This is a genomic window from Arthrobacter sp. efr-133-R2A-120 (assembly GCF_030209835.1).
Lineage (GTDB): Bacteria > Actinomycetota > Actinomycetes > Actinomycetales > Micrococcaceae > Arthrobacter.
The window spans coordinates 19943-45713 of record NZ_JARVRF010000004.1 but is presented as its reverse complement, the minus strand read 5'-3'; the positions used below and the strand labels follow the sequence as shown (position 1 = coordinate 45713).

The 25771-nt window shown below is 64.2% G+C and carries 25 protein-coding genes; 20 read left to right on the top strand and 5 right to left on the bottom strand.

Going from position 1 to position 25771, the window contains the following annotated elements; genetic code table 11:
* The first annotated feature begins 106 nt into the window (after positions 1-106).
* From QRN52_RS03405 to QRN52_RS03375, 7 genes are all read left to right on the top strand, one after another.
* Positions 107-724, top strand: coding sequence for a DUF5666 domain-containing protein (locus QRN52_RS03405; protein WP_284751370.1), 618 nt, complete (start codon positions 107-109; stop codon positions 722-724).
* A 97-nt stretch (positions 725-821) separates the two neighbouring features.
* Positions 822-1826 carry a LacI family DNA-binding transcriptional regulator gene (locus QRN52_RS03400; RefSeq protein WP_284751369.1) on the top strand — a complete coding sequence of 335 codons (1005 nt, stop codon included), beginning with the start codon at positions 822-824 and terminating at the stop codon, positions 1824-1826.
* Between the two features lie 260 nt (positions 1827-2086).
* A complete protein-coding gene (locus QRN52_RS03395; RefSeq protein WP_284751368.1) occupies positions 2087-3409 on the top strand; it encodes an extracellular solute-binding protein in 1323 nt (440 codons plus the stop codon).
* A complete protein-coding gene (locus QRN52_RS03390; protein ID WP_284751367.1) occupies positions 3406-4356 on the top strand; it encodes a carbohydrate ABC transporter permease in 951 nt (316 codons plus the stop codon). Before QRN52_RS03395 ends, QRN52_RS03390 begins: the two co-directional genes overlap by 4 nt.
* The gene (locus QRN52_RS03385; protein WP_284751366.1) at positions 4349-5338 is read left to right on the top strand and encodes a carbohydrate ABC transporter permease; all 990 of its coding nucleotides are present in this window, start codon (positions 4349-4351) and stop codon (positions 5336-5338) included. Before QRN52_RS03390 ends, QRN52_RS03385 begins: the two co-directional genes overlap by 8 nt.
* Before the next feature lie 60 nt (positions 5339-5398).
* Positions 5399-7120: a DUF4091 domain-containing protein gene (locus QRN52_RS03380; RefSeq protein WP_284751365.1), complete on the top strand. Its 1722-nt coding sequence runs from the start codon at positions 5399-5401 to the stop codon at positions 7118-7120.
* A gap of 10 nt (positions 7121-7130) precedes the next feature.
* Positions 7131-8315 (top strand): Gfo/Idh/MocA family protein, encoded by a 1185-nt coding sequence (locus QRN52_RS03375; RefSeq protein ID WP_284751364.1) that lies wholly within the window; start codon positions 7131-7133, stop codon positions 8313-8315.
* Positions 8316-8382: 67 nt separating this feature from the next.
* Here QRN52_RS03375 and QRN52_RS03370 read toward each other — a convergent pair whose 3' ends face one another.
* The gene (locus QRN52_RS03370) at positions 8383-9339 is read right to left on the bottom strand and encodes a LysR family transcriptional regulator (RefSeq protein WP_284751363.1); all 957 of its coding nucleotides are present in this window, start codon (positions 9337-9339) and stop codon (positions 8383-8385) included.
* 115 nt (positions 9340-9454) lie between these two features.
* On the opposite strand from QRN52_RS03370, the gene tdh reads away from it, so the two are divergent.
* Genes tdh through hutI form a run of 6 tightly spaced genes read left to right on the top strand, consistent with a single transcriptional unit; the run spans position 9455 to position 16086 of the window.
* Positions 9455-10501 (top strand): L-threonine 3-dehydrogenase, encoded by a 1047-nt coding sequence (gene tdh, locus QRN52_RS03365; protein ID WP_284751362.1) that lies wholly within the window; start codon positions 9455-9457, stop codon positions 10499-10501.
* A 59-nt stretch (positions 10502-10560) separates the two neighbouring features.
* Positions 10561-11769: a glycine C-acetyltransferase gene (locus QRN52_RS03360; protein ID WP_284751361.1), complete on the top strand. Its 1209-nt coding sequence runs from the start codon at positions 10561-10563 to the stop codon at positions 11767-11769.
* Positions 11770-11775: 6 nt separating this feature from the next.
* Positions 11776-13176 carry a 6-phospho-beta-glucosidase gene (locus tag QRN52_RS03355; protein ID WP_284751360.1) on the top strand — a complete coding sequence of 467 codons (1401 nt, stop codon included), beginning with the start codon at positions 11776-11778 and terminating at the stop codon, positions 13174-13176.
* 55 nt (positions 13177-13231) lie between these two features.
* Complete coding sequence (locus tag QRN52_RS03350; protein ID WP_284751359.1) at positions 13232-13702, top strand: pyridoxamine 5'-phosphate oxidase family protein; 471 nt, start codon at positions 13232-13234, stop codon at positions 13700-13702.
* A 51-nt stretch (positions 13703-13753) separates the two neighbouring features.
* Positions 13754-14851, top strand: coding sequence for an NAD(P)/FAD-dependent oxidoreductase (locus QRN52_RS03345; RefSeq protein ID WP_284751358.1), 1098 nt, complete (start codon positions 13754-13756; stop codon positions 14849-14851).
* Between the two features lie 11 nt (positions 14852-14862).
* Positions 14863-16086 (top strand): imidazolonepropionase, encoded by a 1224-nt coding sequence (hutI, locus tag QRN52_RS03340; RefSeq protein WP_284751357.1) that lies wholly within the window; start codon positions 14863-14865, stop codon positions 16084-16086.
* Positions 16087-16125: 39 nt separating this feature from the next.
* On the opposite strand, the gene QRN52_RS03335 is transcribed toward hutI, so the two are convergent.
* Both QRN52_RS03335 and QRN52_RS03330 read right to left on the bottom strand, forming a co-directional pair.
* Positions 16126-16377 carry a PLDc N-terminal domain-containing protein gene (locus QRN52_RS03335; RefSeq protein ID WP_284751356.1) on the bottom strand — a complete coding sequence of 84 codons (252 nt, stop codon included), beginning with the start codon at positions 16375-16377 and terminating at the stop codon, positions 16126-16128.
* Between the two features lie 10 nt (positions 16378-16387).
* A complete protein-coding gene (locus tag QRN52_RS03330) occupies positions 16388-16675 on the bottom strand; it encodes a hypothetical protein (RefSeq protein WP_284751355.1) in 288 nt (95 codons plus the stop codon).
* A 543-nt stretch (positions 16676-17218) separates the two neighbouring features.
* Between QRN52_RS03330 and QRN52_RS03325 the strand changes: the two genes are divergently transcribed.
* Genes QRN52_RS03325 through QRN52_RS03305 form a run of 5 tightly spaced genes read left to right on the top strand, consistent with a single transcriptional unit; the run spans position 17219 to position 21699 of the window.
* Positions 17219-18136 (top strand): SIS domain-containing protein, encoded by a 918-nt coding sequence (locus QRN52_RS03325; RefSeq protein ID WP_284751354.1) that lies wholly within the window; start codon positions 17219-17221, stop codon positions 18134-18136.
* Positions 18137-18144: 8 nt separating this feature from the next.
* On the top strand, positions 18145-19095 hold the full coding sequence (locus QRN52_RS03320) for an ROK family protein (RefSeq protein ID WP_284751353.1): 951 nt from the start codon (positions 18145-18147) through the stop codon (positions 19093-19095).
* A gap of 8 nt (positions 19096-19103) precedes the next feature.
* The gene (locus tag QRN52_RS03315) at positions 19104-20048 is read left to right on the top strand and encodes a 1-phosphofructokinase family hexose kinase (RefSeq protein WP_502869685.1); all 945 of its coding nucleotides are present in this window, start codon (positions 19104-19106) and stop codon (positions 20046-20048) included.
* Entirely contained in the window at positions 20045-20884 is an 840-nt protein-coding gene (locus QRN52_RS03310; RefSeq protein ID WP_284751351.1) for a class II fructose-bisphosphate aldolase, read from the top strand. The genes QRN52_RS03315 and QRN52_RS03310 overlap by 4 nt, the downstream gene beginning before the upstream one ends.
* 23 nt (positions 20885-20907) lie before the next feature.
* Positions 20908-21699, top strand: a complete 792-nt coding sequence (locus QRN52_RS03305; protein ID WP_234750768.1) for a DeoR/GlpR family DNA-binding transcription regulator — start codon at positions 20908-20910, stop codon at positions 21697-21699.
* Between the two features lie 14 nt (positions 21700-21713).
* Here QRN52_RS03305 and QRN52_RS03300 read toward each other — a convergent pair whose 3' ends face one another.
* Entirely contained in the window at positions 21714-22394 is a 681-nt protein-coding gene (locus QRN52_RS03300; RefSeq protein ID WP_284751350.1) for a histidine phosphatase family protein, read from the bottom strand.
* 99 nt (positions 22395-22493) lie between these two features.
* Here QRN52_RS03300 and QRN52_RS03295 point away from each other — a divergent pair, with 99 nt between their 5' ends.
* Positions 22494-23258 (top strand): CPBP family intramembrane glutamic endopeptidase, encoded by a 765-nt coding sequence (locus tag QRN52_RS03295; RefSeq protein ID WP_284751349.1) that lies wholly within the window; start codon positions 22494-22496, stop codon positions 23256-23258.
* Between the two features lie 208 nt (positions 23259-23466).
* Here the strand turns inward: QRN52_RS03295 and QRN52_RS03290 are convergent, their stop codons facing one another.
* Complete coding sequence (locus QRN52_RS03290) at positions 23467-24105, bottom strand: VOC family protein (RefSeq protein ID WP_028266517.1); 639 nt, start codon at positions 24103-24105, stop codon at positions 23467-23469.
* Between the two features lie 247 nt (positions 24106-24352).
* On the opposite strand from QRN52_RS03290, the gene QRN52_RS03285 reads away from it, so the two are divergent.
* Complete coding sequence (locus QRN52_RS03285) at positions 24353-25669, top strand: bifunctional o-acetylhomoserine/o-acetylserine sulfhydrylase (RefSeq protein ID WP_284751348.1); 1317 nt, start codon at positions 24353-24355, stop codon at positions 25667-25669.
* Positions 25670-25771: the final 102 nt, after the last annotated feature.

Sequence of the window (25771 nt, the reverse complement as noted above, 5' to 3'; positions counted from 1 at the left end):
TCTGGATCCACAGCCCCCACACAGCTTCAGGGCTCATCATGGAGTCATCAGTTCTTTGCTGCCCGCCCCTTACCGGTCCGGGGAGGAGCGGAGAAAGGATTCGGCCATGTCCACCATGACTCCGGGGGTTCGTAAGGCCCTCATCGCCGGCGGTATCGCCGTCGTCCTCGGCGGCGGTGGTGTGGCCGCAGTCTGGGCTGCCGGCCAGATCATCCCCGAGTACGTGGTGAGCGCGACGCCGACAGGTATGGCGTCGCCCGCCACGCCGTCGCCGGGGGCCACCTCGCCCGCCACTCCGTCGCCCGGCAAAGCCCGGCCGTTCCCCGTGCTTCCCCGCGGCTTCGCAGGTCCGGGGATCCACGGTGAGTTCACGGTCAAGAACAAGGACGGCAGCTATACGACCCTCGTGTCGCAGCGAGGCACCGTGCAGTCCGTCAGCGATGCGAGCATTTCCGTGAAGAGCGATGACGGCTTCACTCAGAGCTACGCGATCACATCGTCTACCACCATCGTCAAGCTCCCCGCTTCCGGAGCGGGCACGCAAGGCCGGCGGCCATCGCCCCAGACCATCAAGGCCACCGACCTGAAGACGGGCGACACTGTCGAAGTCTCCGGGACGAAGAGCGGCACCACAGTCACGGCCACGCGCATTATCGGGGGTACCTTGCCCGCTGCGCCCGGTAATGGCGGACGGCGGCTGGACTACGGGAGCGTCTCTTCCTGACCATGTTTGAGCTGAACCCGCGCCCGCTCGTCTGGCTATGATGCTACTACCGCCGAACCACGCCCGTGGTTCGGCGGCTCAGCCAAGAAGGAGACGAATGCGCCCCACGATCAAGTCCGTGGCGGCGGCAGCCGGGGTTTCGACGGCGACTGTGTCCTATGTGCTTTCAGGCAGGAGCGGCAAAGACGGCAGCAGGAGCGGTTCCGGCGTGGCCCCCGCTACCGTGCTCCGGGTTCAAGAGGCTGCCCTGGCCCTCGGATATCGCCCCAACCAATCGGCAAGGGCGATCCGCACTGGACGAACGAACCTACTCATGCTGTCGCTGACCATGATCTCGGATCCATGGGCACTGGACGTGAGCCGCGCTGTTGGTACGGCTGCGGCCCAACGTGGCATTACGCCCATGATTCTGGCCGATACCGACTGGCGGGTGGCCCTGAAACGGCAAAACGCCGACGTGACATTCATCGACGGCGCCGAAGAGCCAGGGGATGCCGAACTGCTGGCGCAGGCGGCGAGATTGCAGCGCTTGGTGGTTTTCAGCGACACCATGGAACCTGAGGGATTCGACGTCGTGCGCCCGTTGGCCGGTTCGTCCTGCGAACAGGCGGTGGATCACCTCACCGGGCGGCACCGCCGGGTGGGTTGCCTGATCTCGTCGACACATTCGATGAGCACCCTGGACATCCGCTTGGGCGCATACACGCGTGGCCTCGCCAAGGCTGGTTTGGATTACCGGGACGACTACGTCGAGACGTATGACCGCGACGGACTCAGCGCGTTCGATGCCGCGCTGCGGCTCCTGCAGCGGGCGGACCGTCCGACCGCGATCTATGCGACCACCGATTTCGCCGCGATCGCAGCCATCCATGCGGCCCAACGGCTGCAACTCCGCATTCCCGAGGACGTGGAAGTGCTCGGTATCGGCAACACCACCGAAGGCGAGCGCATGACGCCGTCGTTGACCACCGTTGGTCCTGAGGGCTTTTTCGATGGCTTGGCTGCATTCCTGCTCGACCGGGCAGAGAATCCCGATGGGCCCGCGAGCGTTCTGGAATTCCCCTGGAAGCTCATTGTGAGGGATTCAGCGCCCTCGGCGTGAACCGGGAGCCCTCGGTCGAACCGGGAGCTATCCCCGAGGTACGTCGATGCACGTTCCCGATGATCAGGCAATCATCCCCTTTGCACTTTGATGACGTTTTGTGCCCGAAAAAGTTAAGGAAAGATCAATCAGGATCTTGCCTTTAAACGATTAACATGATGTGATCAACTGCACAACATCAGTTGGGTTGGCTGTTCGCCGAATGCGGGCCCGCCCCCGAAGGACCGTCGGTCTTCTGACCAAGACATCGGAGAATTCTTATGAACCACAACGTGACCCGCAGGTCATTCCTTTCCTTTGCGGCCGCCGGTGCCGCCGTCGTTTCGCTCGCTGCCTGCGGCGGGAACAGTGCCGCCGGGGGCAGCGCAGCCAAGGCCGCCTACGCTGCTCCCGCGAAGGACCTGAGCGCCGAGCTGAGCTACGCCATCTGGGACGCGGCACAAAAGCCCGCGATGCAGAAGATCGTGACCGAGTTCAACAAGCAATACCCGAACATCAAGGTCACCATCGACGTCACGCCGTCGAAGGGTTCGGCCTACTGGACGAAGATCCAAACCCAGGCAAGCAGCAACACCCTGCCGGACGTTTTCTGGATGAATGGTCCGCACATCAAGCTTTACGCGCAAAACAACCAGCTGTTGCCTTTGGACGGACTGGTCTCCGGCAAGGGAGTGGATACGTCCAATTACCCCAAGGCACTGGTGGATCTGTACACCGTCAACGGGACGTTCTACGGGGTCCCCAAGGACTTCGATACCAGTGCGCTCTTCTACAACAAGGCCCTCTTCAAGGAAGCCGGGGTGTCCGATCCGACGTCCAACTGGACATGGGACGACGTGAAATCCGCTGGCGCGAAACTGTCCAAGTTCTACCAGGGCAAGGGTATCTACGGTTATGCCGGGGACCTCACCGGTGGCCAGACCAGCTACTACAACACCATGATCGAAGCCGGCGGGACCATCATTTCGGCCGACGGCAAGAAGTCGGGCTACGACTCCGCCGGTTCGATCGCCGGCCTCCAGTTCTGGCGCGACCTGATCGAGTCCGGCGTATCGCCCTCGATGCAGCAATTGACGGACACCTCCTCGAGCGACATGTTCACGTCCAGGAAATTGGCTATGACCATGGACGGCTCCTGGACCGTCGGGCCGGCCCAAAAGGCACTCGGTGACGATCTGGGCATTGTCAGCCTCCCGAAGGGGCCGAAGAGCAACCAGAGCGTGATCCACGGACTTGCCAACGTGATTCCCGCCAATGCGAAGAACCCTGCCGCGGCGCAGGCGTTCGTCGCCTTCCTGGGGACCCAGGATGCTGCCAAGATCCAGGCGGAAACGGGAACTGTCATCCCGGCCTTCAACGGCACACAGGATGCCTGGGTCAAGTCCGTTCCCTCCGTCGACCTCAACGTCTTCCTTGACCTGGCCAAGGATGCCTCTCCCTACCCGGCGTCTGCCAACACTGCCGCCTGGAACGAACTCGAGAACACCTTGCTGCCGCAGGCCTTCGCCGGGACCAAGCCGGTTGCCGACGTCGCCAAGGACCTTGCCAGCCAGATGGATGCCGCGCTGGCCAAAGAATCATGAAAGCCCAGACCCTGACGCCGGCGTCCAAAAGCGTCCGTGCCGCCCGAGCAGCGGGGGATCGCCGCAAAGGAAAATCGAAGTCGGATGGCTGGTGGCCATGGTTGTTCGTGGTGCCTACCGTTGCGGGCATCGGTGTGTTCTACCTTTGGCCGATCATCCAGACGTTCTACTACAGCTTCACCAAGTGGGGAGTCTTCGGCGGAACCAAGTTCATCGGCTTGGACAACTACGTGCGGATGTTCGCGGATTCCACTATTCCGCAGTCAATCCTCAATACGCTGATCTACACGGTCGTCGTGCTGCTGGGGATTCCCATCGCGGTCATTCTTGCGTCCTTGATCGAGCGTCCCGGCCTGCGCTTCGCAGCCCTGTACCGGACGCTGTACTTCATTCCCTACATCACCATGCCGGCCGCCGTCGGGATCGTATGGAGGCTGATCTACAACGGTGACTTCGGACCCATCAACTGGTTCTTGGGCTTGTTCGGGATCCAGGGCCCCTACTGGACATCGACGCCGGGGTTCGCGCTGCTCGCCGTGGCTACCGTGGGGCTTTGGATGTCGCTGGGATTCAACCTCATCATCATCAGCGCGGGACTGCGCGAGATTCCGCGGGAGCTCTTCGAAGCCGCGGAAATGGACGGGGCCAGCCGGGTCCGCCAATTCTTCAGCATTACCGTTCCGTTATTGACGCCCAGCATCTTCTTCGTCACGATCGTCACCGTGATCAGCGGCTTCCAGCTGTTCGATCTGTTGTACGTGATGATGGGGAAAGCCAACCTGGCCATGCCGCAGACGCAAAGCCTCGTGTACATCTTCTACAACCAGGCCTTCCTGCAGAACGACAAGGGCTACGCGGCCGCCATCGGCATCCTGATCCTGGTCATCATCGCTCTTCTGACCGCTTTCCAATTCCGTATCCAGAAGAGGTGGGTCAACTATGTCTGAATCGATGCTCTCCACAAAAAGCGGCGTCGAATCGCGACGGAGCGGGGTGGCCACCGCGGGGCCGTCTCGCGCCGGGGGCAAACCCTCGGATCGTGACGGCGCGGATCGCGACGGCGCGGGCCGCGGGACCAAGGGCCGGGGCGCCAAAAGCCACGGCGCCAAAGGCGGCAAACAGGGCGCGAACGTCCTGGCGCACTGTGTTCTGAGCATTGGCGGGTTGGCCATGATCTCCCCGCTCCTGTACCAGATCGTCATGTCGCTTTCGACGAACGCCGAAGTCCAAAGCACCCCGCCCACCCTGTGGCCGAGTGTCGTCCAATGGCACAACTTCGCGGACGTCTTCACCTCCATGAATTTCGGTTCACAGCTTTGGGTGACGGTAGCAATCACAGTGATCCGGGTGATCGGGCAAGTGCTCCTCTGCTCGATGGCGGGCTACGCCTTCGCGCGGATGCAGTTCCGGTTCAAAGGGCTCATCCTGGCCGTCGTCTTGTCGATCATCATGGTGCCGTCCCAGTTGTTCCTGATCCCGCAGTACCAGATCATCCAAAACCTGGGTTGGCTGAACAGCATTGCCGGCATCGTGGCTCCGGGCATCTTCAGCGCTTTCGGCCTGTTCCTGATGCGCCAGTTTTTCATGGGGCTCCCGGACGAACTCGAAGATGCGGCACGGCTCGACGGCGCCAATCCGTTCCAGATCTTCTTCCGGGTCATGCTGCCACTCGCGGCCAACGGCCTGTGGGCCCTCGTCATCATCACTGTGCTGTGGTCCTGGAACGACCTCTTATGGCCTTTGGTAGTGACGTCGACGGCGAACGCCGCACCGTTGAGCGTCGGGCTTTCGAACCTCCAGGGTGAGCACGCCAACAATTACCCGATCCTCATGGCGGCATCCCTGATGGCCATGGCGCCGATCCTGATCATGTTCCTGCTCATGCAGAAGCGCGTCATGGCAGGCATCGGCCGCTCGGGACTCAAGTAGGGCTCAAGTAGAGCCCAAGTAGAGACTCAAGTAGAGCTCACGTAGGAAAGGATCACAGCCTTGACGGAACAGAAGCCGGCACCGGATGACGGCTGGTCGTTCGTGCTCGTGGACTCCCTGGAAAAGGTCTACCCGGACGTTCCACCACGGCCGTTCGACAGGACCATTCCGATGTCCGTTTTCCCCGGCGAGACCGCCTCGGTCCAGGTAGCGCTCCGGCCGCCCATGAAACACGACTTTCGGCTGTCCGGGGCGTTGGAAGTTGCAGTCGATGGTCCGGCGGCAGGATTCACCTCCATTTCGCAGGTTGAGCTGGTGCCATGTTCATTGGCGGCATTCCCGGAGCATGATGGCGGTTACGACCGGGATACTCCCGGACTGTATCCGGACCTTTTGCGGCCTGCCCCGGATGGGCTGATCAATCCGCTCTATGGCCAATGGACCGCGGCATGGATCGACCTCGTGGTGCCTTCCGTGGATCACGCGGGCGATCACGAACTCGGGATCTCGGTGCGGGACGCGGAAGGCAACACGCTCTTCAGCACCCACATCTGCGTCACCGTGGTGCCCCCGCAAGCCCCGGAACTGGAGATCGTGAACGCCCACTGGTTCCACTGCGACGGCCTGGCGAGCCATTACGGCGTCGGCGTGTTCAGCGAGGAGCATTGGTCGATCATCGATGCCTTCATGGGGTCCGCGGCAAGGATGGGAGCAAACTCGCTGCTGACACCCACGTGGACTCCTCCGCTGGACACGGCCGTCGGCGGAACGCGGCTGCCCACCCAGCTGATCGGGATCCGCGAAGATTCCGGCTACCACTTTGATTTCAGCAAGCTGCTGCGCTGGGTGGGCCTTTGCGCCAAACATGGAATCCAGTACTTGGAAATCGCCCACTTGTTCACACAATGGGGCGCCAAAGCGACTCCGGCGATCTATGTCGAAACCGCGGAAGGCCTGGATCGGCGCTTCGGCTGGGACGTGCCGTCGACGTCGTCCTCGTACCGGGAGCTCATGGCCGAGCTGCTGCCGGCGCTGCGGTCCTTTCTGGCGGAGCACTGGTCGCTTGACCGGGTCATTTTCCACATTTCGGATGAACCGGAGGGTGCCGAAGCCCTGGCCGGATACCAACGGGCAAAGGGCGCCGTCGCGGATCTCCTCGACGGGCTGACGGTGGTTGACGCCTTGAGCGACTTCGAGTTCTACAGCAGCGGGGCAGTATCGAATCCCGTGGTGGCAAGCGATGCCGTGGCGCCGTTCCTGGCGGCCGGAGTGAAGGACCTGTGGGTCTATTACTGCGTCGCCCAGGACGCCGGTGTTGCGAACCGGTTCATTTCCATGCCTTCAGTGCGAAACCGGGTGTTGGGCCACCAGCTCTTCGCCCTGGAATGCGCGGGCTTTCTGCATTGGGGATTCAACTTCTACAACACGGCCCATTCGTTGGCGCCCGTGGACCCGTTCAAGGACACCTGTGCCGGGGGAGCCTTCCCGGGCGGCGATGCCTTCATGGTCTACCCGGGACCGGACGGGGTTCCGTGGGAATCGATCCGTTACAAGGTGTTCGCCCAGGCCATGTGGGACCACCGGGCACTCTCGCTCCTGGCCAAGCTGGCCGGCCGCGAGGAAGTGCTCGCCCTCATCGATACGGACGGCTCGGGCGGGAGCCTCGCCATGGACAGCTTCAGCTACGACCCCCTTCACTACCGAAGGGTTCGCGAGCTGGTCAACCAAGGAGTCGCGCACCGCGTGGGTCAAACACGCCAGCGCATCAACTTATCTAGTTAGGAAAGTACTTATGGACCTCAAAGTAGGCATCGTCGGATTCGGCTTGCGGTCGTCACTGTGGCGCCACGCGCACAAGCCCGGCCACGGTTCGGAAGTCACGGTCGTGTGCGATCTGGGCGAGCGCGGCAGGGCAGACGCGGCCGAGAAGATCCCGACGGCGGTCATCACCGACGACTTGGACGTCCTGTTGGACTCCGGTCTGGACGCGGTCCTGGTCCTGACGCCGGACAACCAGCACGCCGCCGTCGCCGTCCGGACGCTCAAAGCCGGCATCCCCACCTTCTGCGAGAAACCGCTCGACGTCACGCTCGAAGCAGCCGACGTTATCCTCCAGACGGCCTTCGACACCGGAACGCGACTCTACGTGGGCCACAACATGCGGCACATGCCGGTGGTGGTGCAGATGCGCGACATCATCCAGGCCGGGACCATCGGTGACGTCAAAGCAGTTTGGTGCCGGCATTTCGTGGGGAACGGCGGGGACTACTATTTCAAGGATTGGCATGCCCAGCGTGCCAACACCACAGGGCTGCTGCTGCAAAAGGGCGCCCACGATATCGACGTCATCCACTGGCTCGCCGGGGGATACAGCACCAAGGTCCAGGCGATCGGCGAGCTGGCCGTGTACGGGGACGTCGCTTCCCGCCGCGACAACACGGGGCGGCGGATGGGAGATTGGTTCTCCGTGGACAACTGGCCCCCCACCGAACAGACGGACCTCGCCGAGACGATCGACGTCGAGGACATCTCGATGATGAACATGGTCTTGGACAACGGTGTACTCGCCTCGTACCAGCAGTGCCACTTCACCCCGGACTATTGGCGGAACTACACGGTGATCGGCACCAAAGGCAGGATCGAGAACTTCGGTGACGGGGCCGGCGACCAGATCTACGTATGGACCACCAGGACCACCTCCGGTTTCGCAGAGCCTGACCAGAAGGTCTTGGTCCGCGACGGAGAAGGCGGCCATGGCGGTGCGGACCCCTTGCTGATCGCTGAGTTCCTGCGCTTCGCCAAGGATGGCGGAACCACGGCGACCTCGCCGATCGCGGCCCGCGAGGCCGTGGCCGCTGGAGTGCTTGCCACCGAGTCCCTCCGCGGCGACGGTTGCGCGAAGCTCGTTCCGGCCTTGCCCGAAGAGCTCGTGGAGTATTTCAACGCAGGCCAACCGTCCCGGGTCCGGGAACTCTAGCGCCCGCGCCCCCAAGTAGCTCGCAGTTGTTGTCGTTTTGAGGCCTCATAACGACATTAAATGCGAGCTAGTTGGGCTGGGAGGCGCCAGGTGATGTACCCCCGGCGAGTTCGGTCATGACGGTCTGCAGCGCTTCGCAGACCGTCATGACCGATTTCCGTTTCAGGGTTTCCGGCCTCGCCAGGATGTCGATTTTGCGCACGGAATTCACCCCCGCCAGCGGACGCAGAACCACGCCGGCGTCCAGCACGCGCTGGGCGGTGAACCGCGGGAGCAAACCTATCGCGCCGCCGTCCGCCACGAGCGAGGCAACGGTGGAATAGTCGTTGATGCGGTGCAGGACATCCGCGGGCCGTCCGCTGACGGCGACGACGGCGGCCAGCACATCCGCGGGAGAGTATCCGGCGCGGCTGGTCACCCAGGGCTGCCCGACGACGTCGGCCGGGCTGAGTTCGCGGCGCGCCGCGAGCGGGTGCCCGGCAGGCAACGCGACGTCGAGCGGTTCGTCGGCGAGCGGGATCACGGCCACTTTGTCGGTGGGCCACCCGGGGCTGTGCTCCATCCGGTGCGCCAGCACGAGGTCGTAGCGCGCGGCGAGGCCCGGAAAGTCTTCCTGGGCAACATCTTCGTCGGCGAGTTTCACGCGCGGAACGCTGTTTTCCGGACCGACATTGCGCGCGCTCGTCAATAAAGCCGCGAGTGGAGCGAACAAGGCCTGCCCCGCACTGTGGAAGGCGCTTAGGGTCACGGTGGAGCCCGGGGAGTCGTGGTAAGCGCCGATCGCCGCCTGGGCGTCCGCGAGCGCATTCACGACGGCGGCTCCGGCGTCGGCGAGGACCCGGCCCGCATCGGTGAGCACCAGGGCGCGGCCTTCCTTTCGGGTCAGGGGCACGTCCACCGATTTCTGCAGGAGTGCGAGCTGCTGGGAAACGGCCGAGGGGGTGACCATGAGCGTCTCGGCTACGGCCTTGACACTGCCGAGATCTCCTAGTTCCCTGAGCATTTGGAGCTGATGTACTTCCATTTAGCAAATGCTAAATCGTTGATTGAGAAAAACCTAGTTGTGCTAAACCGTCCGTGGGGCTTCAATGAAGTGAAACGGCACACAAACGGCCCAATCCCTTGAGTTAGGAAGACCCATGAAGGCTCTCTACAAGTCCGGTCCCCACGCTGGTTTTGAACTCGTCGAACGGCCCGAGCCGGAGGCAGGTCCGAGCGACGTCAAGATCCGCGTCATGACCACCGGCATCTGCGGAACCGACCTGCACATCCAGTCCTGGGACGCCTGGGCGCAGAGCATCATCGAGACTCCCTTGATCGCCGGACACGAGTTCTACGGCGAAGTGGTGTCTGTGGGCGAGGACGTCCGCGACGTCAAGGTAGGTGACCGCGTCTCCGGTGAAGGCCACGTGGTCTGCGGGATCTGCCGCAATTGCCGCGCAGGCCGCCGCCAGATGTGCATCCACACGGTGTCCGTGGGCGTGCAGCGAGACGGCGCCTTCGCCGAATACGTTGTCATCCCGGAGACCAACGTCTGGGTCCACCACGATCCCTCCGTCACCCCGGAGCTTGGCGCCATCTTCGACCCCTTCGGCAACGCCGTCCACACCGCCCTGAGCTTCCCCCTGGTCGGCGAGGATGTGCTCATCACAGGTGCCGGGCCCATCGGGCTCATGGCAATCGCCGTCGCGCGCCACGCCGGTGCCCGCAAGATCGCCATCACGGACGTCTCGGCTCCCCGCCTCGAACTCGCCCGGAAGATGGGTGTGGACCTTGCCGTCGACGTGTCGAAGATGCGCGTCAAGGACGCCCAGCTCGAGCTCGGCATGCGCGAAGGATTCGACATCGGCCTGGAAATGTCCGGGCATCCCACGGCCCTGCCTGAGATGATCAACAACATGAACCACGGCGGACGCATCGCCATGCTCGGCTTGCCCAGCCAGTCCATCGACATCGACTGGGGCAAAGTGGTCACGCACATGCTGACCCTCAAGGGCATCTACGGCCGCGAGATGTACGAAACCTGGTACGCCATGAGCGCCATGCTGTCCTCCAACCCCGTGCTGCACAGCCACATTTCCGCCGTCGTCACGGACAAGCTGTCCGCCACCGATTGGGAAAAGGGCTTCGAAATCGCGCGCGCCGGCATTGGCGGCAAGGTTGTCCTCGACTGGACCGAACTCTAGAACGCCGAAATCTAAGACAACGTAAAGTCCTCCCCAAGACCCCAGTACCAGGAGCCACCATGTACTCAAGCATCAAAGACCAGCTGCAAGGCGAACTTGAAGAGATCCGGACCGCAGGCCTCTTCAAGACCGAACGCCACATCGACTCGCCGCAAGCGAGCCACATCGCCGCAGGCCAGCTCGGCCAGCCGGCGAACACCGTCCTTAACTTCTGCGCCAACAACTACCTGGGCCTCGCAGACCACCCGGACATCATCGCGGCCGCCAAGTCCGCCATGGACGAGCGCGGCTTCGGCATGGCCTCCGTCCGTTTCATCTGCGGCACCCAGGACCTCCACCTTGAGCTCGAGGCCCGGGTCTCACAGTTCCTCGGAACCGAAGACACCATCCTCTTCTCCAGCTGCTTCGACGCCAACGGAGGTGTCTTCGAGTCCCTGTTCGGGGCCGAGGACGCCATCATCTCCGACTCCCTGAACCACGCCTCGATCATCGACGGCATCCGGCTCAGCAAGGCCAAGCGCTTCCGCTACGCCAACCAGGACATGGCTGACCTCGAAGCCAAGCTGATCGAGGCCTCAAGCGGCGAGGCACCGGCCCGGCGCAAGATCATCGTGACGGACGGCGTCTTCTCCATGGACGGCTACCTCGCGCCGCTCGAAGCCATCTGCGATCTCGCCGAAAAGCATGACGCGCTGGTCATGGTGGACGATTCCCACGCCGTAGGCTTCATGGGAGCCACCGGTGCCGGAACCCCCGAACACGCGGGTGTTTCGGACAGGATCGACATCTACACCGGCACGTTCGGCAAGGCCCTTGGCGGCGCCTCCGGAGGCTACGTCTCCGGCCGCAGCGAAATCGTCGCCATGCTGCGCCAGAAGGCCCGCCCTTACCTGTTCTCCAACTCCCTGGCCCCGGCAATCGTCGCAGCCACCATCAAGGCCATTGAGCTGGTCCAGGGTTCGGGCGAGCTCCGCTCCAGGCTCTTCGAGAACGCTGCCTTGTTCCGGCGCCGCATGAGCGAGGAAGGCTTCGAACTGCTCGACGGCGAGCACGCCATCATTCCGGTGATGTTCGGCGACGCCGTGGCGGCAGCGAAGGTTGCCGACGAGATGCTCCACCATGGAGTGTTCGTCACGGCGTTCAGCTACCCCGTGGTGCCCAAGGGAGCTGCCCGGATCCGCGTGCAGCTCTCGGCCGCACACAGCTCCGAGGACGTCGAGGCGTGTGTCGAGGCCTTCGTGAAGAGCCGCGCAGCCGCGGGGCTCTGAGTTCCCATGATCCTCACCATCCTGGGCGGCGGGGGATTCCGGGTACCCCTGGTCTATTCAGCACTGCTGTCGGACCATGGGCCCGGCAGGGTCACCGAACTGAGGCTGTTCGACGCCGACCCCGCACGCCTGGGCGTGGTGGCCAGGGTCCTCGCCGACATGGCCGAGGGGGTGCCCGACGCACCTGCGGTGAGGATATTCACGGAACTGCCGGACGCCTTGCCCGGCACCGACTTCATCTTCTCCGCCATCCGGGTGGGTGGCCTGGAGGGGCGCGCCGCCGATGAGCGGATTGCCCTGGCGCACGGTGTCATCGGGCAGGAGACCGTCGGTGCCGGCGGGATTTCCTATGCCTTGCGGACCATTCCCGTGGTCCTGGACATCGCCGAGGCGGTGAAGAAGCATGCTCCGGACGCTTGGTTCATCAACTTCACCAATCCGGCCGGGGTCATCACCGAGGTCATGACGCGGGTCCTTGGCAACAAGGTGGTGGGGATCTGCGATTCGCCGGTGGGGCTGGCCAGGCGATGCTTGCTCGCGGCCGGAATCCACCGAGGCGGGGCGGCCTTTCGGGACGGCTCCGTGGAGATCGACTACATCGGCCTGAACCACCTGGGCTGGCTGCGCGGGCTGGTGGTCGACGGCGAGGATGTCCTGCCGCGGCTCCTGGCCGACCACCGCGCCATCGAGTCCTTTGAAGAGGGCCGGCTGTTCGGCGCTTCGTGGATCAAAGCCCTCGGCGCGGTTCCCAACGAGTATCTGCACTACTACTACTTCAGGCGGGAAGCACTCGACGCCGACCGGCGCGCCCAAACCACCCGCGGCGCCTACTTGGCGCGGCAGCAGTCGTCCTTCTACAGCGGGCTGGCGGAAGCGAACGACGGCGGTGCGGAGCCCGCCCCGGGGTTCCCGTCGTCGAAGTCGGCCCTCAGGCTCTGGGAGAAGACCAAGCTCGACCGCGAAGAGACGTACATGCAGAGCAACAGGGAGGCAGCCGGTACGTTCGAACGCGACGCCGAGGACCTAGTATCCGGTGGCTACGAGGCTGTTGCCTTGGCGATCATGCGTGCCATCAGCCAGGGGGAAACGGCCCGCCTGATCCTGAACGTCCCGAATGGGGGCACGCTGCCAGAACTCGATACTGACGCCGTCATCGAGGCGCCCTGCCTCGTGGACGCCGGCGGAGTCCGCTTGCTCCCCGCCAAGTCTCTTCCGGACTACGCGCGGGGACTTGTCGTCAACGCCAAGGCGGTGGAACGAGCCACGATCGACGCTGCGCTCACGGGTTCCCGGAGCTCTGCCTACAAGGCGATGGCGATGAACCCGCTCGTGGACTCGGTCAGGGTGGCAGAAGCGCTACTGGATGACTACATCCGTCATTTCGAGGAGCTCCAGTACCTGCGCTGAGTCCCCTTCCTGGCAACCCTGTCCCAAGGGGGATCGGAGGCCTAGTATCTGCAACATGGACAAAGATGCAGCACAACCCGTCACCGAGGTGTTGGATTCGCAGCAATGCTGGAATCTCCTGAGGGGCGTGTCCGTTGGCAGGCTGGCGGTGTGGCTCGGAGACCACCCTGACATTTTTCCGATCAATTACACCGTGGACCAGGGGACGGTTGTCTTCAGGACCGGGGCGGGCACAAAGCTTGCTGCGGCCTTGGGCGAATTCCCGGTGGCCATGGAAGTGGACGGCGTCGACGCCGACACCGGCGTCGCATGGAGTGTTGTGCTCCACGGCAAAGCGGCGCCGGTCAAGCAGATCGACGACGTCGTCAACTCGTTCTCGCTGCCCCTCTTTCCTTGGGAAGCCGGCAAGAAAGACCATTTCGTGCGGGTTCCAGCGGATTCGATCTCGGGGCGGCGCTTCACCGTCACGGAGCCCCTCACATGGTGGACCCCCTACATGGGCATCAAGCGGTCCGCGGTGGACTAGCCCCACCACCTCCCCCTCGCATCTGGGCGTGTGCGCTGACAGGATGGAGGAATGGCTGCAAACTATGACGTGGTAATTGTCGGTGGAGGCATCGCCGGGTTGTCGCTGGCTTCGGCGCTGGCCGGCCGGTGCTCGGTGGCCCTCGTGGAGGCCGAACAGATACTGGCCTACCACACATCCTCCCGCTCGGCCCGGCAATTGATCCCAAGCTACGGACCCGCCGTCGTGCAGGAACTCACCGTCCGCACCCTGGAACTGATGGGAGCCCGCGACGCCGCGTTGCCGGTACCGGTACTGGAACCGCGCTCGTTCATGTTGGTGGGCGACGAAGCCACCGTCAAGGCAGAAGCCAGCGGGCACATGCACCACATTACGCACGCCGAAGCCCTTGAGCTGTGCCCGGCGTTGAACCCTGGGTCCTTCACGGCCGCGGGCCTGGATACCGGGTCATTCGCCTGCAACGCACCCGTGCTCTTGGAAGACCACCGGCAGCGCGCCGAGGCCGGGGGAGTGGACATCATCACCGGCGCCCGGGTCCATTCGGCCCAACGCCTCGGCTCCGGCTGGCAACTGGGCGCCGGGCTGGAAGGCTTCCAGTCCGCCGTCGTGGTCAACGCAGCCGGTGCCTGGGCGGATGAACTCGCGGTGCTCAGCGGGGTGGAGAAGCTGGGCTTGCAGCCGTTCCGGCGCACCGCGGCCATCGTCGACGTCGAACGCCCCCTTCCGGTGGGCAGCCCCATGGTGGCGGCGGCGGATGACTCCTACTACTTCCGGCGTGAGGGGGCGCAAGTGCTCATTTCGCCGTCGGAGACGGTGCCGAGCGGCCCCGAAGACGCACAGCCGCGTCCCGGCGACGTGGAAGAGCTGGTGGTCCGGCTGAACTCGATCACGTCGCTGGGCATACGCTCCGTGGCCAAGGCTTGGACCGGGTTGCGCACCGAGGCCGCCGACGGCGTTCCCGTGGTGGGTTTCGACGCCGAGGCTCCGGGCTTTTTCTGGCTTGCAGGCCAAGGCGGCTACGGTTTCCAGACCTCTTCCGCCATCGCCGAGCTCGCGGCCGCGGAAATCCTGGACCACACATCCGGCATCAGTCCGGTATCCCGGACACCGAGGGAGCTGGCGGCGGCCCGTTGGTCCATCCGCCGTTGAACAATAGGTTCATGAGCGGGCAGACGAGCACACTGATCAGCAACATCGGCGAACTGATGACCCAGGACGCGGAGCACCGTGTCCTCAAGGACGCCGCCGTGGTGATCGAAGGTGAGCGGATTTCCTGGATCGGTCCGGCGTCGGAGGCTCCGTCGGCTGATGAGCACGTGGACGCGGAAGGCCGCGCGGTGCTCCCGGGCTGGGTGGACTCGCACTCGCACCTGATTTTCGCAGGGGACCGCACCGCCGAATTCGAGGCCAGGATGGCCGGCCAGAGCTACAGCGCCGGCGGCATCGCCGTCACCACCGGCGCCACGCGCGCCGCGAGCGACGAGGAACTGACGCGACTCGCCGCCGGGCGCGTGGCCGAAGCCGTTTCCCAGGGCACCACCTACCTTGAGAGCAAGACCGGCTACGGACTGGACCTTGAAAACGAGGCCCGCAGCGCACGCATCGCGGCAGCGACCGTGGACGAAGTCACCTACCTCGGCGCGCACTTGGTCCCGGCCGGTGCCGACGCCGAGGAATACACGGACCTCGTCTGCGGTCCGATGCTCGACGCCGTCCGCCCGTATGTCAGCTGGGCCGATGTCTTCTGCGAGCGCGGCGCTTTCACTGAAGAACAGTCGCGTCGCGTCCTGACCGCCTGCCGCGATGCGGGCCTGGGCCTGCGTGTGCACGGCAACCAATTGGGTGAAGGACCTGGTGTGCAGTTGGCCGTGGAGTTCGGTGCTGCCAGCGTTGACCACGTCAATTACCTTTCAGCGGCCGATATCGAGGCGCTCGCCGGAACCTGGAGCGGCTGGGATGCCTCCACCGGAGCGGGCACGCGCGGCACGGTGGCCACGTGCCTGCCTGCCTGCGATCTCTCCACCCGGCAGCCGCTCGCGCCGGGCCGCGCGTTGATCGACGCGGGGGTGCAGGTCGCCTTGGCCGCGAACTGCAATCCCGGCACCTCCTACACGAGCTCCATCGCCTTCTGCGTCACCACGGCGGTGCTGCAGATGCACTTGAGCGTCCACGAAGCCGTCCGGGCGGCCACCTACGGCGGCGCGCTCGCTTTGGGCAGGGAGTCGGGCAACGACGTCGACGGCGAACGGGCGGTGGGTTCGATCGCCGTCGGGCACCGCGCCGACCTGCACATGCTCAAGGCGCCGTCGGCGACGCACCTGGCGTACCGTCCCGGTATCCCGCTGACTTTCGCGGTGTGGCGGGCAGGCGTCCGCGCGGTCTAGGGCCGCGGCGGGGACTGTGTTCACTGTCCCCGCGACAATCTACTGGACGGCAGGCTTTCTCCGATACCTCCGACTCGTCACGAGCCAAGCGGCGGGCCCGACGAGGGGGACGAAAACGACCAGCAGAAGCCAGAGGACGGTCTCCCGATTCGTCAGGGCCTTTGCATCGCGGGCGAGCGATACCAGGGCCGAGATAAACACGCCGATTGCGATCAACGCAAGCATGGCTGCAAAGACCTCGTATCCCGTAGGCGCGAGCACGTCATTACCAGCTGAAATTGACGAGTACATTGGCTCCCTCTCAGATGTTGCCAAATGTATCACTCACCAAACCCCAGGGCCCTTGAACTACCTTCTGAAGTGCGGCACGCTGGCCTAGGTTCAATCCGTTGACCCAGCCGACGGCAATCTGCCAGGTTGCCTGGCAAACGCCGTTGTTTCCGCTGAGGTAGGACGAAGGCGTGGCTGCCATTCCACGAAGCGGGAAGTAGTTGGTGTGGCTCGGAACGCAAGAGTTGACGGCGGTAATCCGGGACGCGTTGTAGGCGAAGTTCATGTCCAAACGAACTCGCGTCAGCGTGATACCCATCAATGAGTATGTGTACTGAGAACCCGAGCGAACGTTCGATCAGCTGCCAACGTCCTCGCATTCTTCTCAGCACTCTGGGCAAAAGAATTTTCTTGGTTGCTGGTCTTCGTGACTATGGCGTCACCGTCGTGAGTAACTTTGACTTCCTGTGGTGAGTTTGCGGATGAAAGTAGCCCCATCTCGGAAATGACCTCAGCCAGGAAGGTTGGATCATTAAGGTAGTTGACGAGCTTCTGTGAGTAGTAGCGATGGATCCGCCCCGGAGCGTTGTGAGTCTTGCAACTGGCGCTCCGGCCCGGTATCCCGCTGACTTTCGGGGTGTGGAGGGCCGGAGTGCGCTCGCTCCAACAACTCAATCCCGCAGCACCAAGCAGGGTCTCTCCAGACGGAGGTGCCCTGCTTTTGCTTGTGCACTCTAGCGACGCCCCCACGATCCTTGTGCGATTGAATATGATCGTTTAGTGTTTATATGGATCATAAAACGTCAAATCATTGAGTGTTGAAGAGCGCGTCGACGAAGCGCGGACAGGAATGGTAAGTGCGATGAGTAACAACACCCTCGGGGCCTTCATGGAAGAAGAGCTTGTTTCGCAGCCCGAGGTCTGGCAGCGGGCCATCGAGCAGTCCAAGGCGGAGCACCTGCTTCCCGCCGACGGTGAGCGGATCGCCGTCGTTGGTTGCGGTACCTCATGGTTCATGGCGCAAAGCTATGCCGCTGCCCGCGAAGCCGCGGGCAAGGGCGTCACGGACGCGTTCGCAGCGTCCGAAGCCTTCCTCAATCACAACAGCGCGGGCCGCCAGTACGACGCCGTGATCGCCATCACCCGCTCCGGCACCACCACTGAGGTTCTTGAGTTGTTGGAAGCCTTGCGCGGGAAAGTCCGTACGGTTGCGGTGATCGGGGACGTGAATTCGCCTATCACCACCCTGGCCGACGCCGTGATCGGCCTCCCTTACGCCGACGAGAAATCGGTGGTCCAGACCCGCTTCGCCACGACGGCCCTCGTGTACCTCCTCACGAGCCTGGGCATCGAACTCGGCACGGCAATCGAGGACGCCCGTACCGCTGTGACCGAACCTGTCTCCCAGGAGCTGCTCGACGCTGAACAGTTCACCTTCCTCGGCACGGGCTGGACGGTTGGGCTGGCCCACGAAGCCGGGCTCAAGATGCGTGAGGCAGTGCAGGGCTGGACCGAATCCTATCCGGCGATGGAATACCGGCACGGTCCCATTTCCATTGCTGCACCTGGCCGGGTGACGTGGATCTTTGGCCCGCAGCCCGAGGGACTGGACGCCGACATGGGGCGCACAGGCGCCCTCTACGTCAACACCGGCAAGCACCCGCTCGCCGAGCTGGCACGGGTCCACAAGGTCACCCTGGAGCGGGCACGCGTGCGCGGCCTCAACCCGGACCTGCCGCGCAACCTCACGCGCTCTGTCGTCCTGAACGCCACGGCCTAGGTAATCCCATGGTTCTCGGAGCCGCTGAATCCGCAGTCCTGGCCTTTGATGTGGGCGGGACGGACCTGAAGGCAGGCCTTGTCGACACGGCCGGGAATGTCCTTGGTTTGCGCCGCACTGCTACGCCGCATGATCCCTTGCGGCCGGGCGAGGCAATCCTGGACGCCGTTGCGGCATTGGCGGCTGAGTTTGCCGCTGAGTTCCCGGGCCACCCGGCGAAAGCCGCGTGCATTGTTGTTCCGGGAATCGTTGACTCAGACACCGGGGTGGGGATCTATTCGGCGAACCTGGGTTGGCGGAACTTTCCCTTCGGGGAAAAGGCCGCGCAGCGCCTCGGGCTGCCGGTCTCCTTCGGGCATGACGTCAGCACGGCGGCCGAAGCCGAATTCCGTTTCGGAGCGGCCCGCGATTTTCGCAACGTCGTGGTGATGGTGGTCGGCACCGGGATCGCCGCCGCCGTCATCTCCGACGGGTACCCGGTGCGCGCAGGCGGCTTCGCCGGGGAACTGGGCCACGCCCTCGTACCGGACCCGGACGGTCCCGGGACCGCGATCCTCGAGGCCGTCGGCTCCGCCGGAGCGATCGCCCGGCGTTACAGCGACAAGGCCGGAACTCCGCGCGCCGGTGCCCGTGAAGTCCTCGAACGGGCCCAAGCGGGCGATGCCCTTGCAGCCCGGATCTGGGCCGACGCGGTGGACGCCCTCGCCTTCAGCCTCAGCCAATGCGTCAGCATCATCGGCACCGAAGCAGTGGTTGTGGGCGGCGGCCTTGCCGAAGCGGGAGAAGGACTCCTCCAGCCGCTCCGTTCGCGCCTTGACGAACTCCTCGACTTCCAACGCCGGCCGATCATCATGCGCGCGCAACTTGGCCAGGATGCAGGCTTGCTCGGCGCCGCCATGAGGGCCCGGGCCCTGCTCCCGGCCGCGAAGGCCGCCTCCGGCACGGGGACGGGACGATGAATCAGGCCATGAAACGGGTCATCACCGTCACGCCCAACCCGGCCATCGACCTCAGCTATCACGTCGCCGGGATCACCCCCGGAGCAAGCCATCGGGTTGCCGCACCCCTCAGCCGCGCAGGCGGAAAAGGCCTCAACGTTGCGCGGGTGGCCCACCAGCTGGGCCATCCCGTGCTGGCACTCGCGCCCTCCGGCGGCACGGCCGGCACCGAATTCGCCGCCGAACTGCTCAGCAGCGGCGTACCGCACCGATTGATTCCGGTCGCCGCGGAAACACGGCGCAGCATCGCCCTCGTCGATACGGTGGGCGGCGAAACGTCCATCTTCAATGAAGAGGGGAGCCCCCTCCAACCGTCAGAATGGCAGGCGCTGGCAGCCGCCGTCGTCGACGCCCTCGACGGGCAAAGCGCGGGCGTGCTCGTCGGTTCCGGCAGCCTGCCACCCGGCGCGCCGGCCGACTTCTACCCGGCGCTGGTGCGCCTGGCGCACGACGCCGGGATTCCCGCCGTCGTCGATACCTCCGGTCCCGGGATCATCGCCGCCGCGCGGGCCGGGGCGGACCTCCTCAAGCCCAACAACCACGAACTCCTCGAAGCAACAGGGGAAAGCAGCCTGGATGTCGCGGCACGGCGATTGATCGCTTTGGGTGCCAGGACAGTCCTGGTCAGCGCCGGTGCCGAAGGCATGCTCGCGTTCCACCATGCCGCCCCCGGAGGCTACTGGAGCGCCCGGCTCCCGGAACCACTCAGCGGCAACCCCACGGGAGCCGGCGACGCCGGAGTGGCGGCGGCCGCCGTCGCGCTCGCCGCCGGCATCACCGACATCCCCACGATCCTCCGCCGGGCAACAGCCTGGTCCGCCGCCGCAGTGCTCATGCCTGCCGCCGGTGAGATCTCGCCGCTTTATACGGACCTCGAAGACCAACTCATTCTCAGCTGGAAGGAGACCCTGTGACGCTCGTCAGTACACGGGAACTCATGGATACCGCCGCGGCCAATGGCATCGGACAGGGCGCCTTCAATGTCATCCACCTCGAAACCGCGGAAGGCCTGGTTGCCGGGGCGGAGGCGGCAGGCGTCCCGTTGATCCTGCAAATCTCGGAGAACTGCGTCCGTTTCCACGGCGGGCTCGTGCCGATTGCCCGGGGTGCCATGTCCATCGCCCGGGACTCCTCGGTGCCCGTGGCCCTGCACCTGGACCATGCCGAATCCGAAGAGCTGGCCCTGCAGGCCGTCGACCTCGGGTTCGGTTCCGTCATGTACGACGGCGCGCACTTGCCTTATGGCTCGAACGTTGACGTCACGCGTCGGGTCGCCAGATACGCCCGGGAGCACGGGGTCTACGTCGAGGCCGAACTTGGGAAGGTGGGAGGCAAGGACGGTGCCCATGCTCCGGGAGTCCGGACGGATCCGGCGGAGGCCCGCTCCTTCGTGGATGCCACCGGCGTTGACGCCCTCGCCGTCGCCGTCGGTTCCTCGCACACCATGACCGAACGCAGTGCCGCCTTGGACTTGGCCCTCATCACCCGGCTCAAGCAGGCCGTCCAGCTGCCGCTCGTCCTTCACGGGTCCTCCGGAGTAGCAGATGAAATGCTGGTGGCGGCAATCCGGGCCGGTATGACTAAGATCAACGTATCCACACACTTGAACGGGTTCTTCACCCGCGCCGTCCGTGAGTACCTGGATGCCAACCCTTCCGTGGTGGACTCCCGCAAGTACATCAAGGCCGGACGGGACGCCCTGGTGTTGGAAACCGCACGTCTGCTGACGCTGTTCGCGAAGGTGAATTAGTCCCAATTTCCGGAAGGTTCGTGATGACCCGCAACGATCGACTGACAGCCATCCTTGATCTCCTCGCCGAGTCAGGGCATGTCGAGGTCGAGGATATCGTGACCCGCCTGGCAGTCTCGCCAGCCACGGCCCGTCGTGACTTGGACAGCCTCGCCAAGCAGCGGCTCCTGAGCCGTACCCGTGGCGGTGCAACCACGGGATCAGTGGCCTACGAACTCCCGGGGCGCTACAACAGGGATGATCACGCCGAGGCAAAGCAGCAGATTGCCTTGGCGGCCTCCGAGCTCATCATGCCCGGGGCCGTGATCGGACTGAGCGGCGGCACCACCAACACGGCCTTGGCCCAAGTGCTGTCCACCCGCGAAGACCTGAACGCGCCCTCCAACCGCCCAATGCTGACTGTGGTCACCAACGCGATCAACATCGCCGCCCAGCTTGCCGTGCGCCCTAACATCAAGATCATGGTCACCGGTGGCATCCTGAACCCGCGTTCCTACGAACTTGTGGGGCCCTACACCGATGTCATCATGCAGAAGGTTGCCTTGGACATCGCCTTTATCGGCGTCAACGGAGTCGATCCGAAGATCGGCCCCACCATCACCGACGAGGGAGAAGCCATGGTGAACACCGTCATGGCCCGGCGCGCCACGGACTCCTATGTCCTGGCCGACTCCACGAAGATCGGCAAGCGTGCCTTCGCCGCGATGGCCGGATACGACTTCCGGAGGCTCATCACGGACTCGGGCATCACGGCAGAGGACAAGGCGGCATTTGAAGCCAGCGGAACCGAAGTGATCGTGGCCAAGGACGCCTAGCAGCGTTGTGGCCGTTAGAAAACCATCGGGGGAGCGTTCAGCACGGTTTCGTCCGTGCTGCGCTGCACCCACTGGCTGAACGGCGTGTCGAGATCGTACTTGTCCTGGTCGTTGCGGATAAGTGTCCGTAGCTCCGCGTTGCCGGGGTTGTTGAGGGACTCGAAGTACTCCACCGACCAGTGGAACCATCGCATGCAGAAGAGCCGCATGGTGAGGCCATGGGTTACCAGCAGGGTGTTGGGCGCGTAATCGGGCTTTTCCCAATGCCGGTACAGCGTTTCCATGAAGGACGAAATCCGGTCGTAGACATCGGAGCCTGATTCGCCCTCGCGGAACCGGTAGAAGAAATGTCCGTAGAGGTTGCGAAGCTCCTTCTGGTCCCCGATGTCTCCGGCAATCTGGAAGTTGGCCCAGTCCTGTTCACGCAGCCGGGGCTCCTCGATCACCCTTTCCGTGAGGCTGCCCAGATTCAGTGCCTCGAGGGTCTGGTATGCCCGAAGGTACGGCGAGACGTAAACGCATACGGGTTCGCCGGCGAGCTTCCTGCGCAGCACCTCACCCGCTGCCCGTGCCTGCCCGACGCCAAGCTCCGTCAGTGGGATGCGGTAATCGGGCACACGGTTGTAGATGGAAGTGTCGGCGTTGGCGGCGGACTGGCCGTGCCGGATCATGAAGATTCGTGCGGGCGCGCTCATCCCACCAAGCATAGGGTCAGGAGCAGCCCGGCCCATGCAAGCGGACTCCGGGGACCCGGCTCAAGGAAAACATCAGGGAAATGAAGGCAAGATAGGAGCATGCTCCTAGCCTCAACGCGCCGGTTGCGCGCCGAAGTACTGATTGTCCTTGGCCTGTCGCTGGGCCAATCGGCCGTGTACTCCGTGGTGCAGTTGTTGGACAAGATGACCCAGGGGCCTTTGGCCCATGCGACGTCCACCCTCAACCGCTCGCAGAGCACGCGAGAGTACTTCGACCTCACCTACCAACTGCTGGATATCGCGTTCGCGCTGGTCCCTGTGGTGTTGGTGTTCTACTTCCTGTCCTTGCACCGCCAGACCGCGGAGAGTCCATCGGGTTTCACCCGGCTGGGCTTCAACTTCGCCCGCCCGGGCCGCGACACGTTGCAAGGACTGGGCCTCGCCGCGCTGATCGGGATCCCGTCGCTGGGCCTCTATGCGGCCGGCCGCGCCCTGGGGATCACGACGGCGATCATCCCCAGCGGCCTGGACTCCTACTGGTGGACAGTGCCCGTTCTGGTCCTGTCCGCGGTGCGGCACGCCGTCGTCGAGGAAGTCATCGTGGTGGGCTACCTCCTCGACCGTTTCGCGAAGTTCGAATGGAGCACACCGTTGGCGATCGTGCTCAGCGCGCTCCTTCGCGGCAGCTACCACCTGTACCAAGGCTTCGGACCGTTCATCGGCAATGCGGTCATGGGCCTCGTGTTCGGCTGGATCTACACCAAGACCAAACGGGTCATGCCGCTCGTGGTGGCGCACGCACTCCTGGACATTGTGGCGTTCGTCGGCTTCAGCGTCTTCGGCAAGGCCATCGGGCTGGGGTAAGGCGCGCCGACGGGAGTGCGCCATCCTCTGCATGCTCGCTCGTTCCTCGCTTAGACGCGTGCTGCCGGATGCCACAATCCCGCCGCGTTGTGCATTAAAAAGGTTTCGGCCGCCATCGCTGGGTGACGTCATTGGCACCCGCATATGGCGGCCGAAGTTTTCCGGGCCTCCTCGCCCGATGTCCCTCAGAAGGTGATGCGAGGGTCCGTCAGATGGTGACGGCTCCGTTGGCGGTTTCGAACGTTACCGACATGATTCCCGGCGTTCCGTGCGGTGCCATCCATTGGACGGCGACGTCCTCAAGCGGCTTCTCCACGGGTTCTCCGAGCCACTCGGTGACGCGCTCCGCCGAGCCGGCGATCGTGAGGCTGGACATCTTGACGTCGCTCGGGTAGACGAGGGACGGATGAAGTGCGGGGTCGCCCTCCCAACGGAGCAAGTACGGAACCTGGGGATCGGCGATGAGTCCCAGGATTCCGATCTGCGACCAGACGAGTTCGCGCCCGTCCGGAAACTTGCGGTTGCCGGGGACCGCGGCGCGTCCGAGCCGCTGTTCGAACGGGCTCAGGTCGTCAACAGCGACGCACCAGCCCATCCATCCACCTCCCGCGGCGGAGCGTGCACGGACGGCTTGTCCAAAAGGTGCCTTGTCGGATGCCGGGTGGTCAAGGACCTCGACAACCTCCAGGTATTTGTGGTCAGCAAGGGGAATGATCATGTTCCGGGTACCGAAGCGCGGGTGCACTCCGCCCCGGACTGCGTCCACTCCCAATGCTGCGGAAATCCGCTCGGTGGTGGCCAAGAGGCCATCTCGTTCACAAGCGTAAGAGACGTGATCCATGCGCATGGCTTCATCTTGGCACTTTGTGATGGAGCTCTCAGCTAAGTCAAGCCTAACTAAGGTGGGATGTATCGAAAAGGCAGCTCAGGGTCACTTCAGGACGCGCCAGGACCGAAAACTACCGTGTTCGTCACAAAGCTTCCGGAGCCCGCAACGCCGTCCCTAGACTGGCGGCAACCGAACGCCGGCTGGCTTAATCCCGCAGGCCGGCAGGCTGAAGCACGGCAAATCGCCCAGACAACCAGGAGTCCGCATGTCCCAAGGATGGTCATTCGAAACGCGCCAGATCCACGCCGGCCAGGAGCCTGACGCCGCCACGGGCGCCCGGGCACTCCCCATTTACCAGACCACCTCATTCGTCTTTCCCAGTGCGGAAAGCGCGGCCAACCGCTTTGCGCTGGCCGAATTGGCGCCCATCTACACCCGGATCGGCAACCCCACGCAGGATGCGGTGGAACAGCGCATAGCGAGCCTGGAAGGAGGCTTGGCGGCGCTCCTGCTGAGCTCCGGCCAGGCCGCGGAAACGTTCGCCATCCTCAACGTGGCCGAGGCCGGTGACCACGTGGTCGCCAGCCCGAGCCTCTACGGCGGGACTTACAACCTGCTGGCGCACACGCTGAAGAAGTTCGGAATCTCGGTCACCTTCGTCGAAGACCCGGACAACCTCGATCACTGGCGCGACGCCGTGCAGCCGAACACCAAGCTGTTCTTCGCCGAAGTCGTCTCCAACCCCCGCCAAGACGTTTTGGACATCGAGGGCGTCTCCCGCACCGCACATGAGGCCGGAGTCCCGCTCGTCGTGGACAACACCCTCGCCACGCCCTACCTGATCAGGCCCATCGAGTGGGGCGCGGACATCGTGGTGCATTCGGCCACCAAGTACCTGGGTGGGCACGGTTCTGCTATTGCCGGTGTCATCGTGGACTCCGGCAACTTCGATTTCGGCAAGGACCCTGAGCGGTTCCCCAACTTCAACACCCCGGACCCCAGCTACAACGGCCTGGTCTATGCTCGCGACCTCGGCAAGGACGGTGCCCTCGGCGCGAACCTTTCCTACATCCTCAAGGCCCGCGTCCAGCTCCTGCGCGACCTTGGCTCGGCCGTTTCACCGTTCAACGCTTTCCTGATCTCGCAAGGAATCGAAACCCTCAGCCTGCGGGTGGAACGCCACGTGGACAATGCCACCAAGGTGGCGCAATGGCTCGAAGGGCGCGACGACGTCGAATCGGTCGCCTACGCGGGGCTGCCTTCCAGCCCGTGGTTCGAACGCGGACGGAAGTACGGACCCCGGGGCACCGGCGCGGTGGTGTCCTTCACCATCCGCGGCGGGATCGATGCCGGCAAACGCTTCGTGGACGCCCTGGAGTTGCATTCCCACGTGGCAAATATCGGCGACGTCCGTTCCTTGGTCATCCACCCGGCGTCCACGACGCACAGCCAGTTGACGCCCGAACAGCAGGCTGTGGCCGGAGTGACTCCGGGCCTGGTGCGGCTGTCCGTCGGGATCGAGCACATCGACGATATCCTCGCGGACCTCGACTCGGGATTCCGGGCAGCCAAGGGCGCCTAATACTGCCCCGGATGGCCCAGGAGGCTGGCCGGCGACGCAGGATGAATCTTCGCCGACCGGCCTCCTGGGCTTCAACTTCATGAACAAAACGCGGTCAAGTGT

Bases quoted from the DNA above. Each gene is read 5' to 3' on its own strand.
- QRN52_RS03375 (WP_284751364.1), top strand. From the start codon at position 7,131: ATGGACCTCAAAGTAGGCATCGTCGGATTCGGCTTGCGGTCGTCACTG.
- hutI (WP_284751357.1), top strand. From the start codon at position 14,863: ATGAGCGGGCAGACGAGCACACTGATCAGCAACATCGGCGAACTGATG.
- tdh (WP_284751362.1), top strand. From the start codon at position 9,455: ATGAAGGCTCTCTACAAGTCCGGTCCCCACGCTGGTTTTGAACTCGTC.
- QRN52_RS03290 (WP_028266517.1), bottom strand. From the start codon at position 24,105: ATGCGCATGGATCACGTCTCTTACGCTTGTGAACGAGATGGCCTCTTG.
- QRN52_RS03305 (WP_234750768.1), top strand. From the start codon at position 20,908: ATGACCCGCAACGATCGACTGACAGCCATCCTTGATCTCCTCGCCGAG.
- QRN52_RS03360 (WP_284751361.1), top strand. From the start codon at position 10,561: ATGTACTCAAGCATCAAAGACCAGCTGCAAGGCGAACTTGAAGAGATC.
- QRN52_RS03320 (WP_284751353.1), top strand. From the start codon at position 18,145: ATGGTTCTCGGAGCCGCTGAATCCGCAGTCCTGGCCTTTGATGTGGGC.
- QRN52_RS03325 (WP_284751354.1), top strand. From the start codon at position 17,219: ATGAGTAACAACACCCTCGGGGCCTTCATGGAAGAAGAGCTTGTTTCG.
- QRN52_RS03370 (WP_284751363.1), bottom strand. From the start codon at position 9,339: ATGGAAGTACATCAGCTCCAAATGCTCAGGGAACTAGGAGATCTCGGC.
- QRN52_RS03335 (WP_284751356.1), bottom strand. From the start codon at position 16,377: ATGTACTCGTCAATTTCAGCTGGTAATGACGTGCTCGCGCCTACGGGA.
- QRN52_RS03285 (WP_284751348.1), top strand. From the start codon at position 24,353: ATGTCCCAAGGATGGTCATTCGAAACGCGCCAGATCCACGCCGGCCAG.
- QRN52_RS03330 (WP_284751355.1), bottom strand. From the start codon at position 16,675: ATGGGTATCACGCTGACGCGAGTTCGTTTGGACATGAACTTCGCCTAC.
- QRN52_RS03390 (WP_284751367.1), top strand. From the start codon at position 3,406: ATGAAAGCCCAGACCCTGACGCCGGCGTCCAAAAGCGTCCGTGCCGCC.
- QRN52_RS03400 (WP_284751369.1), top strand. From the start codon at position 822: ATGCGCCCCACGATCAAGTCCGTGGCGGCGGCAGCCGGGGTTTCGACG.
- QRN52_RS03355 (WP_284751360.1), top strand. From the start codon at position 11,776: ATGATCCTCACCATCCTGGGCGGCGGGGGATTCCGGGTACCCCTGGTC.
- QRN52_RS03405 (WP_284751370.1), top strand. From the start codon at position 107: ATGTCCACCATGACTCCGGGGGTTCGTAAGGCCCTCATCGCCGGCGGT.
- QRN52_RS03385 (WP_284751366.1), top strand. From the start codon at position 4,349: ATGTCTGAATCGATGCTCTCCACAAAAAGCGGCGTCGAATCGCGACGG.
- QRN52_RS03295 (WP_284751349.1), top strand. From the start codon at position 22,494: ATGCTCCTAGCCTCAACGCGCCGGTTGCGCGCCGAAGTACTGATTGTC.
- QRN52_RS03350 (WP_284751359.1), top strand. From the start codon at position 13,232: ATGGACAAAGATGCAGCACAACCCGTCACCGAGGTGTTGGATTCGCAG.
- QRN52_RS03395 (WP_284751368.1), top strand. From the start codon at position 2,087: ATGAACCACAACGTGACCCGCAGGTCATTCCTTTCCTTTGCGGCCGCC.
- QRN52_RS03300 (WP_284751350.1), bottom strand. From the start codon at position 22,394: ATGAGCGCGCCCGCACGAATCTTCATGATCCGGCACGGCCAGTCCGCC.
- QRN52_RS03315 (WP_502869685.1), top strand. From the start codon at position 19,104: ATGAAACGGGTCATCACCGTCACGCCCAACCCGGCCATCGACCTCAGC.
- QRN52_RS03345 (WP_284751358.1), top strand. From the start codon at position 13,754: ATGGCTGCAAACTATGACGTGGTAATTGTCGGTGGAGGCATCGCCGGG.